12 protein-coding genes are annotated in these 13,218 nt (G+C 73.1%); 10 read left to right on the forward strand and 2 right to left on the reverse strand.

The genetic code is table 11. The features are described from left to right. Positions 1-46 precede the first annotated feature (46 nt). Positions 47-886 carry an ABC transporter permease gene (locus ABLM29_RS16685; RefSeq protein ID WP_349715394.1) on the reverse strand — a complete coding sequence of 280 codons (840 nt, stop codon included), beginning with the start codon at positions 884-886 and terminating at the stop codon, positions 47-49. Further along, the gene (locus ABLM29_RS16690) at positions 886-1,896 is read right to left on the reverse strand and encodes an ATP-binding cassette domain-containing protein (protein WP_349715396.1); all 1,011 of its coding nucleotides are present in this window, start codon (positions 1,894-1,896) and stop codon (positions 886-888) included. Before ABLM29_RS16690 ends, ABLM29_RS16685 begins: the two co-directional genes overlap by 1 nt. A 115-nt stretch (positions 1,897-2,011) precedes the next feature. On the opposite strand from ABLM29_RS16690, the gene ABLM29_RS16695 reads away from it, so the two are divergent. From ABLM29_RS16695 to argH, 10 genes are all read left to right on the forward strand, one after another. Next, positions 2,012-3,598, forward strand: a complete 1,587-nt coding sequence (locus tag ABLM29_RS16695; RefSeq protein WP_349715397.1) for a TolB-like translocation protein — start codon at positions 2,012-2,014, stop codon at positions 3,596-3,598. A 37-nt stretch (positions 3,599-3,635) separates the two neighbouring features. Next, positions 3,636-4,673 (forward strand): N-acetyl-gamma-glutamyl-phosphate reductase, encoded by a 1,038-nt coding sequence (argC, locus tag ABLM29_RS16700; protein ID WP_349715398.1) that lies wholly within the window; start codon positions 3,636-3,638, stop codon positions 4,671-4,673. Further along, on the forward strand, positions 4,670-5,074 hold the full coding sequence (locus tag ABLM29_RS16705) for an ACT domain-containing protein (protein ID WP_349715400.1): 405 nt from the start codon (positions 4,670-4,672) through the stop codon (positions 5,072-5,074). The genes argC and ABLM29_RS16705 overlap by 4 nt, the downstream gene beginning before the upstream one ends. Before the next feature lie 71 nt (positions 5,075-5,145). Next, positions 5,146-6,297 carry a bifunctional glutamate N-acetyltransferase/amino-acid acetyltransferase ArgJ gene (argJ, locus tag ABLM29_RS16710; protein ID WP_349715402.1) on the forward strand — a complete coding sequence of 384 codons (1,152 nt, stop codon included), beginning with the start codon at positions 5,146-5,148 and terminating at the stop codon, positions 6,295-6,297. Between the two features lie 14 nt (positions 6,298-6,311). Then, positions 6,312-7,259, forward strand: coding sequence for an acetylglutamate kinase (argB, locus tag ABLM29_RS16715; RefSeq protein WP_349715408.1), 948 nt, complete (start codon positions 6,312-6,314; stop codon positions 7,257-7,259). Continuing rightward, positions 7,259-8,500, forward strand: a complete 1,242-nt coding sequence (locus tag ABLM29_RS16720; protein ID WP_349715403.1) for an acetylornithine transaminase — start codon at positions 7,259-7,261, stop codon at positions 8,498-8,500. Before argB ends, ABLM29_RS16720 begins: the two co-directional genes overlap by 1 nt. Beyond that, entirely contained in the window at positions 8,497-9,435 is a 939-nt protein-coding gene (argF, locus tag ABLM29_RS16725; RefSeq protein ID WP_349715404.1) for an ornithine carbamoyltransferase, read from the forward strand. Before ABLM29_RS16720 ends, argF begins: the two co-directional genes overlap by 4 nt. Before the next feature lie 5 nt (positions 9,436-9,440). Next, positions 9,441-10,004, forward strand: coding sequence for an arginine repressor (locus tag ABLM29_RS16730; RefSeq protein WP_502889261.1), 564 nt, complete (start codon positions 9,441-9,443; stop codon positions 10,002-10,004). After that, positions 10,001-11,431, forward strand: coding sequence for an argininosuccinate synthase (argG, locus tag ABLM29_RS16735; protein ID WP_349715405.1), 1,431 nt, complete (start codon positions 10,001-10,003; stop codon positions 11,429-11,431). The genes ABLM29_RS16730 and argG overlap by 4 nt, the downstream gene beginning before the upstream one ends. Before the next feature lie 3 nt (positions 11,432-11,434). Then, positions 11,435-12,877, forward strand: coding sequence for an argininosuccinate lyase (argH, locus tag ABLM29_RS16740; RefSeq protein WP_349715406.1), 1,443 nt, complete (start codon positions 11,435-11,437; stop codon positions 12,875-12,877). Positions 12,878-13,218: the final 341 nt, after the last annotated feature.

Below are 13,218 nucleotides of genomic sequence, written 5' to 3' on the forward strand. Positions count from 1 at the left end.
CGAAACCGGCGGATTCGGGTGCTTTTCGTCAGGGACTACCCCGCCATCAGATCTTCCGGGCGTAGGAGCGCACGGCCAGCGGCGCGCAGATCGCCACGACCACGGCGCAGCCCACCAGGGCCCAGCCGACCTCGGCGGTGACCCGGCCCTCGTTGAGCAGGTCCCGGCACGCGGTGACGACGTGGGAGACCGGGTTGGCGTCGACGAACCCCCTCAGCCAGCCCGGCAGCGTCTCCGCCGGGACGAAGGCGTTGGAGAGGAAGGTGAGCGGGAACATGATCATCATCGAGATGCCCTGCACCGCCTGGGCCGACCGGGCGATGGTGCCCAGCCAGGTGAAGATCCAGGACAGCGACCACGCGGCCACGATCGTCAGCAGCCAGCCGCCGAGGACGCCGAGCGGGCCGCCGCCCGGGCGGTAGCCCATCGCGATGCCGGTGCCGATGGTCAGGGTGGCGGCCGTCGCGTAGCGGAGCAGGTCCGCGATGGCGGGGCCGGCCAGGGGAGCGAAGCGCGCGATCGGCAGGGCGCGGAACCGGTCGAAGACGCCCTTGTCCATGTCCTCGCGCAGCTGCATGCCCATCGCCATGCAGGAGGTGAGCGCGGTCTGGGCGAGGATGCCGGGGATGATCAGCGGCAGGTACTCCTGCACGCTGCCGGAGATCGCGCCGCCGAAGATGTAGGCGAACATCGCCGTGAAGAGCAGCGGCTGGATGGTGACGTCGAAGAACTGCTCGGGGTTGCGGCGCATCTTCTTCGTGGCGCGCCACGCCATCGCGAAGGTCTGCCGCAGGGCGTCGCGCGCGCCGGGGCGGGCGACGGTGGCGGCGGCCGGCCCGGGCGCCGGGGCGGCCGGGCGGGTGTCGGGGGCGGTGATGGTGGCCATCAGGCGACCTCCTCCTGCTGCTGGGACTGGTCGGGGTGACCGGGCTGTCCGGGGTGTCCGGTGAGGGCGAGGAAGACCTCGTCGAGCGTGGGCTGGCGGACGCTCGCCGCGGCGATCGGGATCGCCGACTCCCGCAGACCGATGAGTACGTCGGCCGCCCGGTCCGCGTCCGCGAGCGGCACGCTGAGCCCGCCGGCCTCCGGCGTCAGCGCGGGCGCCTCGCCGACCACGCGGGCGACGAGGTCGGCGGCGGCCGGCATCTGCTCGGCGTCGCCGAGCCGCAGCTCGAGGGTGGAGGCGCCGACCCCGGCCTTGAGCTGGCCGGGCGTGCCCTCGGCGACCTTGCGGCCGTGGTCGATCACGGCGATCCGGTCCGCGAGCTGGTCGGCCTCGTCGAGGTACTGGGTGGTGAGCAGGATCGTCGAGCCCTGGGCGACCAGGTCGCGGATGGTGTCCCACATCTGCCCGCGGGTGCGCGGGTCGAGCCCGGTGGTGGGCTCGTCGAGGAAGATCAGCGGGGGCCGGCTGATCAGGCTGGCGGCGAGGTCGAGCCGCCGGCGCATCCCGCCGGAGAACTGGGAGAGGCGCCGGTGGGCGGCGTCGGTCAGGCCGAACCGCTCGAGCAGGTCGTCGGCGCGGGACCGGGCGTCCGCCCGGGACAGGCCGAGCAGGCGGCCGAAGAGGTAGAGGTTCTCCCGGCCGGTGAGGTTCTCGTCGACCGAGGCGTACTGCCCGGTGACGCCGACCAGCTGGCGCACCCGGTGCGGCTCGGCGGCGACGTCGACGCCGAACAGCCGCGCCGACCCGCCGTCGATCGGCAGCAGGGTGGCGAGCATCTTGAGCGTGGTGGTCTTGCCCGCGCCGTTCGGGCCGAGCACGCCGAACACCTCGCCGCGCCGGACGCGCAGGTCGACGCCGTCGACGGCACGCTGCGCGCCGAACGTCTTGACCAGGCCGGTCGCCTCGACGGCGAGGTCGCAGGCCGGGCCGGGGGGAGTGGTCTGTTCCATGCGGCGCAGCCTTCCGGCAGCCGGTTTCACCGTGGCTTCACCGCGCCTCCAGTCCGTATCGTTCGGGGCGAGCGGGCGGCCCGCGGTGCCGTCCCGGTGGCCTGACGGAGGACTCATGGCGTTGCACGATGCCCTGCGTGACCTGGTGATGGCGCGCGGTCCGGCGGTCGTGGACGACGGGGAGGAGTTCCGCGCGGCGCTCGACGACTTCCTGGCCGAGGACGAGGCGAGCCTCGGCGAGATCAACCTGCTGGTCGACGCGGTCCGGCTGGGGGCGTTCGCACGCCTCCGCGAGCTGCTGAGGCAGGGCGGCGACCCGCGGGCCGCCGTGGACGAGGCGGCCGTGCAGCTCGCGCGGGACCGCGGCACCGACGACCCGGGGCGGTCGCGGTGGGCGCTCGCGGCGCTCGGCTACGGGATCGGTGCGTTCGACGCCGACTTCGTCGCGGCCTGCTCGCCCGCGGCCCGGCCCACGTCCGCGCCCGCGCCCGCGCCCCCGGACCCGCCGCGGGTCGGCACGGACGCCCTGCCCTCGACGAGCCCGATGCCGGAGCCGGAGCCCGAGCCCGAGCCGAGCGGCGGGGGGAGCGCGCTGCCTCCGCCGCCCCCACCGCCCCCGCCGCAGTGGCAGCGGGTGCCTCCCGTCGTACCGCCGGAGCCGGGCCCGCGCCGCCGCGGTGCGGTGCTGCTGGCCGTCGCGGCGGTGCTGCTGCTGGTCGTCGGCGTCGGCGCGGGGTGGTGGTGGCTGAACCGGGACGGGGACGGCACCGCCACCGATCGCGGCGGTCCCTCGGCCGAGACGTCGGACCCCTCGAGCGAGCCGACGTCGGAGGCCACGACCGAGCCGACGGTCGAGCCCCTGGTCGGCGAGGACACGCTGCTGGTCGCGTTCTCCGGCGGGGCCGGGAACGCGGTGGACGAGGTCGACCCCGGCACGGGGGAGCGCGACCGGCTGACGGGAGCGGCGGGCCTGGTGCTCCCGAACATCTCCCACGACCGGACGATGGTGGTGGTGATGGCCGGCAAGCCCGACCTGCGGGAGGCGCGCGCCCTGGTGGACGGCTCGCCCGTGCCCGTCTTCGACGAGGCGGGCCCGTGCAGGTACTCGGCCCGGCCGAGCTGGAGCCCCGACGACACGAGGGTCGCCGTGATCTGCATGGGGGCGGACACGGTCCCGACGGGCGTCTACGTCGCCGACGTCGGCGACACGCTGCCGCTGATGCCGCGCCGGGTGGTCGCGGACCCGCTGGTGTACGGCACGCCGACCTGGCTGCCCGGCGGCAGGATCGTGTTCTCGCGGTACGCCGACGAGGCGCACTCGTCGTCGGCGATGGCGGTCGTGCCGGCCGGCGGTGGGACGGCGGCCGCGTTCGGCGACCCGATCGCCGGCTTCATCACGCACACGACGTACTCCCGGGAGGCGAAGCGGCTCCTCGCCGTCCACTCGACCGCCGACGACGACCACTACGGCGAGCTCTGGCTCTACGGCGCCGACGGCGGGAGCGGGGAGCGGATCGGGGCGGACGGCGGTCCCTACGCCTCGCCCGTCTGGTCGCCGGACGGCACCATGATCGCGTTCAACCTCCAGGAGGACGGGCAGCCCCGGGTGGCCGTCGCCCCCGTGGACGACCCGGCGGCCGCTAGCCTGGTGCCGCAGCAGGGTCTCGGGCGGCCCGGTGTGGTCGCCTGGGGCTCCCGATGACCCCCAGCATCATGAACATGCATAGGTGTGTATGATCATGCATATGAGCAAGGTACGTATCGCTGTCGCCGGCGCCAGCGGGTACGCCGGAGGCGAGCTGCTGCGCACGCTGCTGAGCCACCCGTCGGTGGAGATCGGCGCCCTCACGGCCGCCAGCAACGCCGGCGCCCGGCTCGGCACGGTCCAGCCCCACCTGCTGCCGCTGGCCGACCGGGTCCTGGAGGAGACCACCGTCGAGGTGCTGTCGGGCCACGACGTGGTCTTCCTCGCGCTGCCGCACGGCCAGTCCGCCGGCATCGCCGAGCAGCTCGGCGACGAGGTCGTGGTGATCGACTGCGGGGCCGACTTCCGGCTCGCCGACTCGGCCGAGTGGCAGCGGTTCTACGGCGGTCCCCACGCCGGGACCTGGCCCTACGGCCTGCCCGAGCTGCCCGGGCTGCGCGAGGAGCTCAAGGGCGCGACCCGGGTCGCCGTCCCGGGCTGCTACCCGACGATCTCGACCCTGACCATCGGGCCGGCGGTGCTGCACGGCATCGTCGACCCCGAGGTGGTCGTCGTGGCCGCCAGCGGCACCAGCGGCGCCGGCAAGGCGCCCAAGGCGCACCTGACCAGCAGCGAGATCATGGGCAGCGTGACCGCCTACGGCGTCGGCGGCGTGCACCGGCACACCCCGGAGATCACCCAGAACCTGGCCCGGCTCACCGACAAGAACATCTCGGTCAGCTTCACGCCGCTGCTGGTCCCGATGGCGCGCGGCATCCTGGCCACCTGCTCGGCGCCGCTCGCGGGCACCTGGGCCACCGACGCGGCGCACGACGTCTACGTCGAGGCCTTCGAGGACGAGCCGTTCATCCACGTCCTGCCCGAGGGCCAGTGGCCGCAGACGCAATCGGTGATCGGCTCGAACGCGGTCCAGATCCAGGTCGCCGTCGACGCGATGGCCGGGCGACTGGTCGCCGTCGGCGCCATCGACAACCTCGCCAAGGGCACGGCCGGTGCCGCCGTCCAGTGCATGAACCTCGCGCTGGGCCTCGACGAGACCGCGGGCCTCAGCAGCGCCGGGGTGGCGCCGTGAGCGAGCCCGCCACCCACCACCTGCTGCGCTACCCCGAGCGCCTCGCCGTCGTCCGGCTCGCGCCGGGCGCCGAGGTCCCCGAGTGGGCCGAGTCCTCGTCGATCTTCTCGATCACCGCGACCGCCGACGGCACCTCGCTGGTGTGCGCCGGGCGCAACGTGCCCAAGAAGGTGCCGCACCAGAAGCCGTTCACCGCGTTCCGGGTCGACGGCACCCTCGACTTCTCCCTGACCGGCGTGCTCGTCGGCCTGCTGACCCCGCTCGCGGAGGACGGGATCAGCGTGTTCACCCTCTCCACCTTCGACACCGACTGGATCCTGGTCCCGACCGGGGACGCGGACCGGGCCGAGGAGGCCTGGCGACGATCGGGGCACACCATCGCCCCCGCCACCCCCGCCTGATCCATCCGGCCCCCGACGCCCCGCCCGCGCGGCGCGGGCGCGGCCGACCACGACCGCCACGAAGGAAGCACATGAGCGTCACCCACCCGAGCGGCTACCGCGCCGCCGGTACCGCCATCGGCCTCAAGTCGACGGGCGCCAAGGACCTGGCCCTGGTCGTCAACGACGGCCCCCGCTACGACTCGGCCTCGGTTTTCACCAGCAACCGGTGCAAGGCCAACCCGATCCTGTGGAGCGAGCAGGTCGCCAAGGACGGCGTGGTCCGCGCCGTCGTCCTCAACTCCGGCGGCGCCAACTGCTACACCGGCCCCGAGGGCTTCCTGACCACGCACCGCGTCGCGGAGCAGGTCGCGGAGCGGGTCGGCATCGGCGCGGTCGACGTGATCGTCTGCTCGACCGGCCTGATCGGGCTGACCAACGACCGGCAGCAGCTCCTCGACGGCGTCGACGCGGTGCACGCGCTGCTCTCCGCCGACGGGGGCCGGGACGCCGCCGAGGCGATCATGACGACGGACTCGGTGCCCAAGCTGGCCGTCCACGACGGCGCCGGGTGGTCGATCGGCGGCATGGCGAAGGGCGCCGGCATGCTCGCGCCGGCGCTGGCCACGATGCTCGTGGTGATCACCACCGACGCCGTGGTGCCGGCCGAGGAGCTCGACACGGCGCTGCGCGCGGCCACCCGGGTCAGCTTCGACCGGCTCGACTCCGACGGCTGCATGTCGACCAACGACACCGTCACCGTGCTGGCCAACGGCGCCTCGGGCGTGACCCCGGAGGCGGGGGAGTTCACCGCCGCGCTCACGGAGGTCTGCGTCTCGCTGGCCCGCCAGCTGCTCGCCGACGCCGAGGGCGCCGACCACGAGATCTCCATCACCACCCGCGGCGCGGCCACCGAGGACGACGCCGTCGAGGTCGGCCGCAGCGTGGCCCGCAGCAACCTGTTCAAGGCCGCCGTCTTCGGCAAGGACCCGAACTGGGGCCGCGTGCTGGCCTCGATCGGCACCACCGGCGCCGCCTTCGACCCCGCCGACCTCGACGTCGCGATCAACGACGTCTGGGTCTGCCGCAACTCGACCCCGGCCGAGGACCCGGCACTGGTCGACCTCGAGCCGCGCGCGGTGACGGTGACCATCGACCTCAAGTCCGGCGACGCCGAGGCGACTGTCTGGACCAACGACCTGACCCACGCCTACGTCCACGAGAACAGCGCCTACAGCTCATGAGCATCGAAGAGAACATGATCGGGCCGTACGCCCCGACGCAGCACGACCCCGCCAGGCCGGACCCGGCCAAGGCCGCGACGCTGGCCGCCGCGCTGCCGTGGCTGAAGGCCTACCACGGCAAGATCGTGGTGGTGAAGTACGGCGGCAACGCCATGACCGACGACACCCTGAAGCGGGCGTTCGCCGAGGACATCGCCTTCCTGCGCTTCGCCGGGTTCCGCCCGGTCGTGGTGCACGGCGGCGGCCCCCAGATCTCGCAGATGCTGGACCGGCTCGGCATCGAGTCCGAGTTCCGCGGCGGCCTGCGCGTCACCACGCCCGAGGCGATGGACGTGGTCCGGATGGTGCTGGTCGGCCAGGTCCAGCGCGAGCTGGTCGGCCTGATCAACGAGCACGGTCCGCTGGCCGTCGGGCTCTCCGGCGAGGACGCCGGCCTCTTCACCGCCGAGGCCACGGGCACCGTGGTCGACGGCGAGGAGGTCGACCTCGGGTTGGTCGGCGAGGTCACCGACGTCCGCCCCGAGGCGGTGCTCGACCTGATCGAGGGCGGCCGCATCCCGGTCGTCTCCAGCGTCGCGCCCGACGCCGACGGCCAGGTGCACAACGTCAACGCCGACGCGGCGGCCGCCTCCCTGGCGGTGGCGCTGGGCGCGGAGAAGCTGCTCGTGCTCACCGACGTGGAGGGCCTCTACCTGGACTGGCCGGACCCCGAGGAGGTGATCGGCGAGATCAGCCCGGAGGCGCTCGAGGCGATCCTGCCGGACCTGGCCAGCGGGATGATCCCGAAGATGGGCGCCTGCCTGCAGGCGGTCCAGGGCGGCGTGAAGCGGGCCACGGTGGTCGACGGCCGCGAGAAGCACGCCGTGCTGCTGGAGCTCTTCACCGACGAGGGCGTCGGCACCCAGGTGCTGCCCGGGGTGAGCACCAAGACCCGCAAGGCGAAGCAGCAGGGGGAGGCCTGATGAGCCAGCAGACCGGTCAGCAGTCCGACCAGCACGCCTGGACCGAGCGGTACGCCGGCGCGCTGATGAACACGTTCGGCGCCCCCAAGCTCGTGCTCACCCGGGGCGCCGGCGCCCACCTGTGGGACGCCGACGGGCGCGAGTACGTCGACCTGCTCGGCGGGATCGCGGTCAACGCGCTCGGCCACGGCCACCCGGCGCTGGTCGGGGCCGTCACCGAGCAGCTGCAGACGCTGGGCCACATCTCCAACTTCTTCGCGAGCGGGCCGCAGATCGAGCTGGCCGAGCGGCTGCTCGCGCTGCTGGGCGCCGATGGCCGCGTCTTCTTCACGAACTCGGGCACCGAGGCGAACGAGGCGGCGCTCAAGCTGACCCGCCGGACCGGCCGCACGAAGGTCGTCGCCACCGAGGGCGCCTTCCACGGCCGCACGATGGGCGCGCTGGCGCTGACCGCGAAGGAGGCCTACCGGACCCCGTTCGAGCCGCTGCCGGGCGATGTCGTCTTCGTGCCCTACGGCGACGTGGCCGCCCTGGAGGCTGCCGTCGACGACGAGACCGCCGCCGTCGTGCTGGAGCCGCTCCAGGGCGAGGCCGGCGTCGTCGTGCCGCCGCGGGACTACCTGCCGGCCGCGCGCCGGATCACCCTCGAGCACGGGGCGCTGCTGTGGCTCGACGAGGTGCAGACCGGCATCGGCCGCGTCGGCGCCTGGTACGCGCACCAGCACCCCGACCTGGTCTCCGAGCCGGTGGTGCCGGACGTGGTCACCCTGGCGAAGGGCCTGGCCGGCGGCATCCCGGTCGGCGCCTGCATCGCCACCGGTGGCTCCGGCAAGCTGTTCGACCCGGGCAACCACGGCACCACCTTCGGCGGGAACCCGGTGGCCGCGGCCGCCGCGCTCGCGGTGATCGACACGATCGAGAAGGACGGGCTGCTCGACCGGGTGACCGCAGTCGGCGGCCGGCTGCGCGAGGGCCTGGCCGCCGAGCCGCGCGTCACCGAGGTGCGGGGGACCGGTCTCCTGATCGGGCTGGACCTCGCGCAGCCGCTGGCCGCCGAGGTGGTGGCCGCCGCGCAGGACGCGGGCTTCATCCTCAACGCGCCGACGCCGCAGCGGATCCGGCTGGCGCCCCCGCTGGTGCTGACCGACGAGGACGTCACCGCCTTCCTGGCCGCGTGGCCCGGCATCCTGGACGCGGCCGGCCTGACCGGCGACGCCACGGGCGCGGGGGCGGCGTCGTGACCCGGCACCTGCTGCGCGACGACGACCTGACCCCGGCCGAGCAGGCCGAGGTGCTCGAGCTGGCGGCCGCGATCAAGAAGGACCCGTTCGGCGAGGTGCTGGGCAAGCCGCTGGCCGGCCCGCACACCGTCGCGATGATCTTCGACAAGGCGACGCTGCGCACCCAGAGCTCCTTCACCGCCGGCGTCGCCGAGCTCGGTGGCCAGCCGCTGCTGGTGGACGGCAAGCTCGCCGGCATCGGCAAGCGCGAGTCGGTCGCCGACGTCGCACGGGTGCTGGGCCGGCAGGTCTCGCAGGTGGTCTGGCGGACCTACGCCCAGGCCGACCTGGAGGTGATGGCCGCGGCCTCCGGCGTACCGGTGATCAACGCGCTCACCGACGACTTCCACCCCTGCCAGCTCCTCGCCGACCTGCTCACCATCACCGAGCACAAGGGCCCGCTGGCCGGGCTCACCGCGACGTTCCTCGGCGACGGCGCCTGCAACATGGGCAACTCCTGGCTGCTGGCCGGGGCGCTGGCCGGGATGCACGTGCGGATCAGCGCGCCCGCGGGCTACGTGCCGGAGCAGTCGATGTTCGACCGCGCGGCCGAGATCGCCGCCGGCACCGGTGGGTCGGTCGCCGCCGAGCCCGACCCGGTGGCCGCCGTCGCCGGCGCCGACGTGGTGATCACCGACACCTGGGTGTCGATGGGCAAGGAGGACGAGGCGGAGGCCCGGCGCGCGGTCTTCGCGCCGTACGCCGTCACCGCCGACCTCGTCGCACGGGCGGCACCGGACGCGATCGTGATGCACTGCCTGCCCGCCTACCGCGGGTACGAGATCGCGGCGGAGGTGATCGACGGGCCGCAGAGCGTGGTCTGGGACGAGGCGGAGAACCGCCGGCACGCGCAGAAGGCCGTGATGGCCTGGCTGCACGAGCGGCGGTCGCGGTGAGCAGCGTGGGACACGCCGACAAGCCCGTGCCGTCCGACCGGTCCGCCGCGGAGTCCTCGCACGCGCTGACGCCGGTCACCAAGAGCGCCCGCCAGGCGCTCATCGTCGAGCTGCTGGAGAGCCGCGAGGTGCACTCCCAGCCGGAGCTCGCGGCGCTGCTGGCCGCCCGGGGCGTCCACGTCACCCAGGCGACGCTCAGCCGGGACCTGGTCGACCTGGACGCCGTGAAGGTGCGGCTCTCCTCCGGCGTCCAGGCCTACGCGGTGCCGGCCGAGGGCGGCGACCGCTCGTTGGTCGCCGCCGAGGGACCCGCCGCCTCCCAGCGGCTCTCCCGGCTGGCCGCGGAGCTCCTGGTGAGCGCCGACGCCAGCGCCAACCTCGTGGTGCTCCGCACGCCGCCCGGGGCGGCCCAGTTCCTCGCCAGCGCGATCGACAAGGTCGAGCTGGGTGACATCCTGGGCACGATCGCCGGGGACGACACCGTCCTGGTCATCGGCCGGGATCCCGCGGGGGGAGACGCCCTCGCCCAGAAGTTCACCTCCCTTGCCGAAAGGAACGAAAGCAGTTGAGCAAGGTCCTCACCTCCCTGCCCGTCGGAGAGCGCGTCGGTATCGCGTTCTCGGGCGGGCTCGACACGTCCGTCGCCGTCGCCTGGATGCGCGACAAGGGGGCCGTGCCGTGCACCTACACCGCTGACATCGGGCAGTACGACGAGCCCGACATCTCCGGCGTGCCGGGGCGCGCGCTCCAGTACGGCGCCGAGATCGCCCGCGCCATCGACTGCCGCGGCCCGCTGGTCGAGGAGGGCCTCGCGGCCCTCGCCTGCGGCGCCTTCCACATCCGCTCCGGCGGCCGCGCCTACTTCAACACCACCCCGCTGGGTCGCGCGGTGACCGGCACGATGCTGGTCCGCGCGATGCACGAGGACGGCGTCGACATCTGGGGCGACGGGTCCACGTTCAAGGGCAACGACATCGAGCGGTTCTACCGCTACGGCCTGCTGGCCAACCCGCAGTTGCGGATCTACAAGCCGTGGCTGGACGCGGACTTCGTGACCGAGCTCGGCGGCCGCGCCGAGATGAGCCAGTGGCTGACCGAGCACGACCTGCCCTACCGCGACTCCAAGGAGAAGGCGTACTCCACCGACGCCAACATCTGGGGCGCCACCCACGAGGCCAAGACCCTGGAGCACCTCGACGTCTCGCTGGAGACCGTCGAGCCGATCATGGGCGTGAAGTTCTGGGACCCGTCGGTCGAGATCGAGACCGAGGACGTGACGATCTCGTTCGTCGCCGGCCGCCCGGTGGCGATCAACGGGACGTCGTACGACGACGCGGTGGCGCTGGTCATGGAGGCCAACGCGATCGGCGGCCGCCACGGCCTGGGCATGTCGGACCAGATCGAGAACCGGATCATCGAGGCCAAGTCGCGCGGCATCTACGAGGCTCCCGGCATGGCGCTGCTGTGGATCGCCTACGAGCGGCTGCTCAACGCGATCCACAACGAGGACACCGTCGCGCTGTACCACACCGAGGGCCGCCGCCTGGGGCGCCTGCTCTACGAGGGCCGCTGGCTCGACCCGCAGGCGCTGATGCTGCGGGAGTCGATCCAGCGCTGGATCGCCTCGCTGGTCACCGGCGAGGTGACGCTGCGGCTGCGCCGCGGCGAGGACTACTCGATCCTGGCCACCTCCGGCCCCGAGTTCTCCTACCACCCCGACAAGCTGTCGATGGAGCGCACCGAGAACGCGGCGTTCGGCCCGACCGACCGGATCGGCCAGCTCACCATGCGCAACCTCGACATCGCCGACTCGCGCGCCAAGCTGGAGCAGTACGCCGGCCAGCCGCTCGACCAGGGCCAGGTGCTCGTCGAGCACGGCACCCTCTTCGGCGCGCTGCCGGCCGGCGGCTACGACCAGATCACCGCCAACCCGGAGGCCGAGGACGAGTCCGAGGCGGCGCTGGAGGCGGCGGCCATGGAGTTCGGGACGGACTGAGACGTGAGCGAATCCACCTCCGCGGGAAGCACCACCAACACCGGCAAGCTCTGGGGCGGCCGGTTCGCCGGCGGCCCGTCGCCGGAGCTCGAGGCGCTGTCGCGCTCGACGCACTTCGACTGGCGGCTCGGCCTGTACGACATCGCCGGCTCCCACGCCCACGCGAAGGCGCTGGGGGCGGCCGACCTGCTGACCGCGGGGGAGGAGGCCGAGCTGCACCGCGGGCTCGACGCCCTCGCCGACCGGTTCCGGGACGGCAGCCTCCGCCCCAGCGACGCCGACGAGGACGTGCACGGCGCGCTGGAGCGGCTGCTGATCGAGGAGGTCGGCCCGGAGGTGGGGGGCAAGCTGCGCGCCGGCCGCTCCCGCAACGACCAGATCGCGACTCTGTTCCGCTGCTACCTGCTGGACCACGCCGCGACCGTCGCCGGGATGGTGCTGGACCTGGTGGACGCGCTCGCCGAGCAGGCCGCCGCTCACCTGGGTGAGCGTCCGGCGATCATGCCCGGCCGCACGCACCTCCAGCACGCGCAGCCCGTGCTGCTCTCCCACCACCTGCTGGCGCACGCGTGGCCGCTGCTGCGCGACGTCGAGCGGCTGGGGGACTGGCGGCGCCGGGTGGAGTCGGACTCGCCCTACGGCTCCGGAGCGCTGGCGGGCCAGAGCCTGGGGCTCGACCCCGAGCTGGTCGCCCGCGAGCTGGGCTTCACCGGCTCGACGGCGAACTCCATCGACGGCACCGCCGCCCGCGACTTCGTCGCCGAGTTCGCCTTTGTGACCGCCCAGATCGGGATCGACGTCAGCCGGATCGCCGAGGAGGTGATCGTGTGGGCGACCAAGGAGTTCGACTTCGTGACGCTGCACGACTCCTGGTCGACCGGGTCGAGCATCATGCCGCAGAAGAAGAACCCGGACATCGCCGAGCTGGCGCGGGGCAAGGCCGGCCGCCTGGTCGGCAACCTGGCCGGGCTGCTGACGACGCTCAAGGCGCTGCCGCTGGCGTACAACCGGGACCTCCAGGAGGACAAGGAGCCGGTCTTCGACTCCGTGGACACCCTCGAGGTCCTGCTGCCGGCCTTCACCGGTCAGGTGGCGACGCTGGTGTTCAACACCGAGCGGATGGCGACGCTGGCGCCCGAGGGGTTCTCGCTGGCCACCGACATCGCCGAGTGGCTGGTCCGGGAGGGCGTGCCGTTCCGGGTCGCGCACGAGGTCGCCGGCGCCTGCGTGCGCCGTTGCGAGGAGCTCGGCATCGAGCTCGACGAGCTGTCGGCCGAGCAGTTCGCGGAGATCTCTCCGCACCTCACCCCGGAGGTCCGCGACGTCCTGACGGTCGAGGGTTCGGTGGCGTCGCGATCCGGCCGTGGCGGGACCGCTCCGGTGCGCGTCGCCGAGCAGCTCGCTGACCTGCGCAAACGCGTCGAGGAGCTGCGCCCTCGCAACTAGGTGCGGCCCCGATTTCACATCTGGGACACGAACCCGTAATGTTCTCTCTCGCCGCGGCAAGCGGAAAAGCCCCCGGGAAACCGGCGGGAGAGAAGTTGCCAAGGCACCCACACCACGGGTCGAGGGAAGCGGCGGTCTCGCCGGTTTGACCGAGAACGAAGCGGTGGGTAATGTTTCACAGGTTGCCCCGCCAAAGGGCATCGGGATGTTCTTCCCGGTGACACCAGGCTGGTGCGTGTGATGTTTGAGAACTCAACAGTGTGTCATGCAAGTGATGGTTTGTTGTGAATTGTTTGTGCGCATTCACTGACTGTCCGGGCCGTTTGGTTTGGTTGTTGGTG

The sequence above is a fragment of the Nocardioides sp. YIM 152588 genome (genome assembly GCF_040191335.1).
Lineage (GTDB): Bacteria > Actinomycetota > Actinomycetes > Propionibacteriales > Nocardioidaceae > Nocardioides.

Bases quoted from the DNA above. Each gene is read 5' to 3' on its own strand.
- ABLM29_RS16685 (WP_349715394.1), bottom strand. From the start codon at position 886: ATGGCCACCATCACCGCCCCCGACACCCGCCCGGCCGCCCCGGCGCCC.
- ABLM29_RS16690 (WP_349715396.1), bottom strand. From the start codon at position 1,896: ATGGAACAGACCACTCCCCCCGGCCCGGCCTGCGACCTCGCCGTCGAG.
- ABLM29_RS16695 (WP_349715397.1), top strand. From the start codon at position 2,012: ATGGCGTTGCACGATGCCCTGCGTGACCTGGTGATGGCGCGCGGTCCG.
- argC (WP_349715398.1), top strand. From the start codon at position 3,636: ATGCATATGAGCAAGGTACGTATCGCTGTCGCCGGCGCCAGCGGGTAC.
- argJ (WP_349715402.1), top strand. From the start codon at position 5,146: ATGAGCGTCACCCACCCGAGCGGCTACCGCGCCGCCGGTACCGCCATC.
- argB (WP_349715408.1), top strand. From the start codon at position 6,312: ATGATCGGGCCGTACGCCCCGACGCAGCACGACCCCGCCAGGCCGGAC.
- ABLM29_RS16720 (WP_349715403.1), top strand. From the start codon at position 7,259: ATGAGCCAGCAGACCGGTCAGCAGTCCGACCAGCACGCCTGGACCGAG.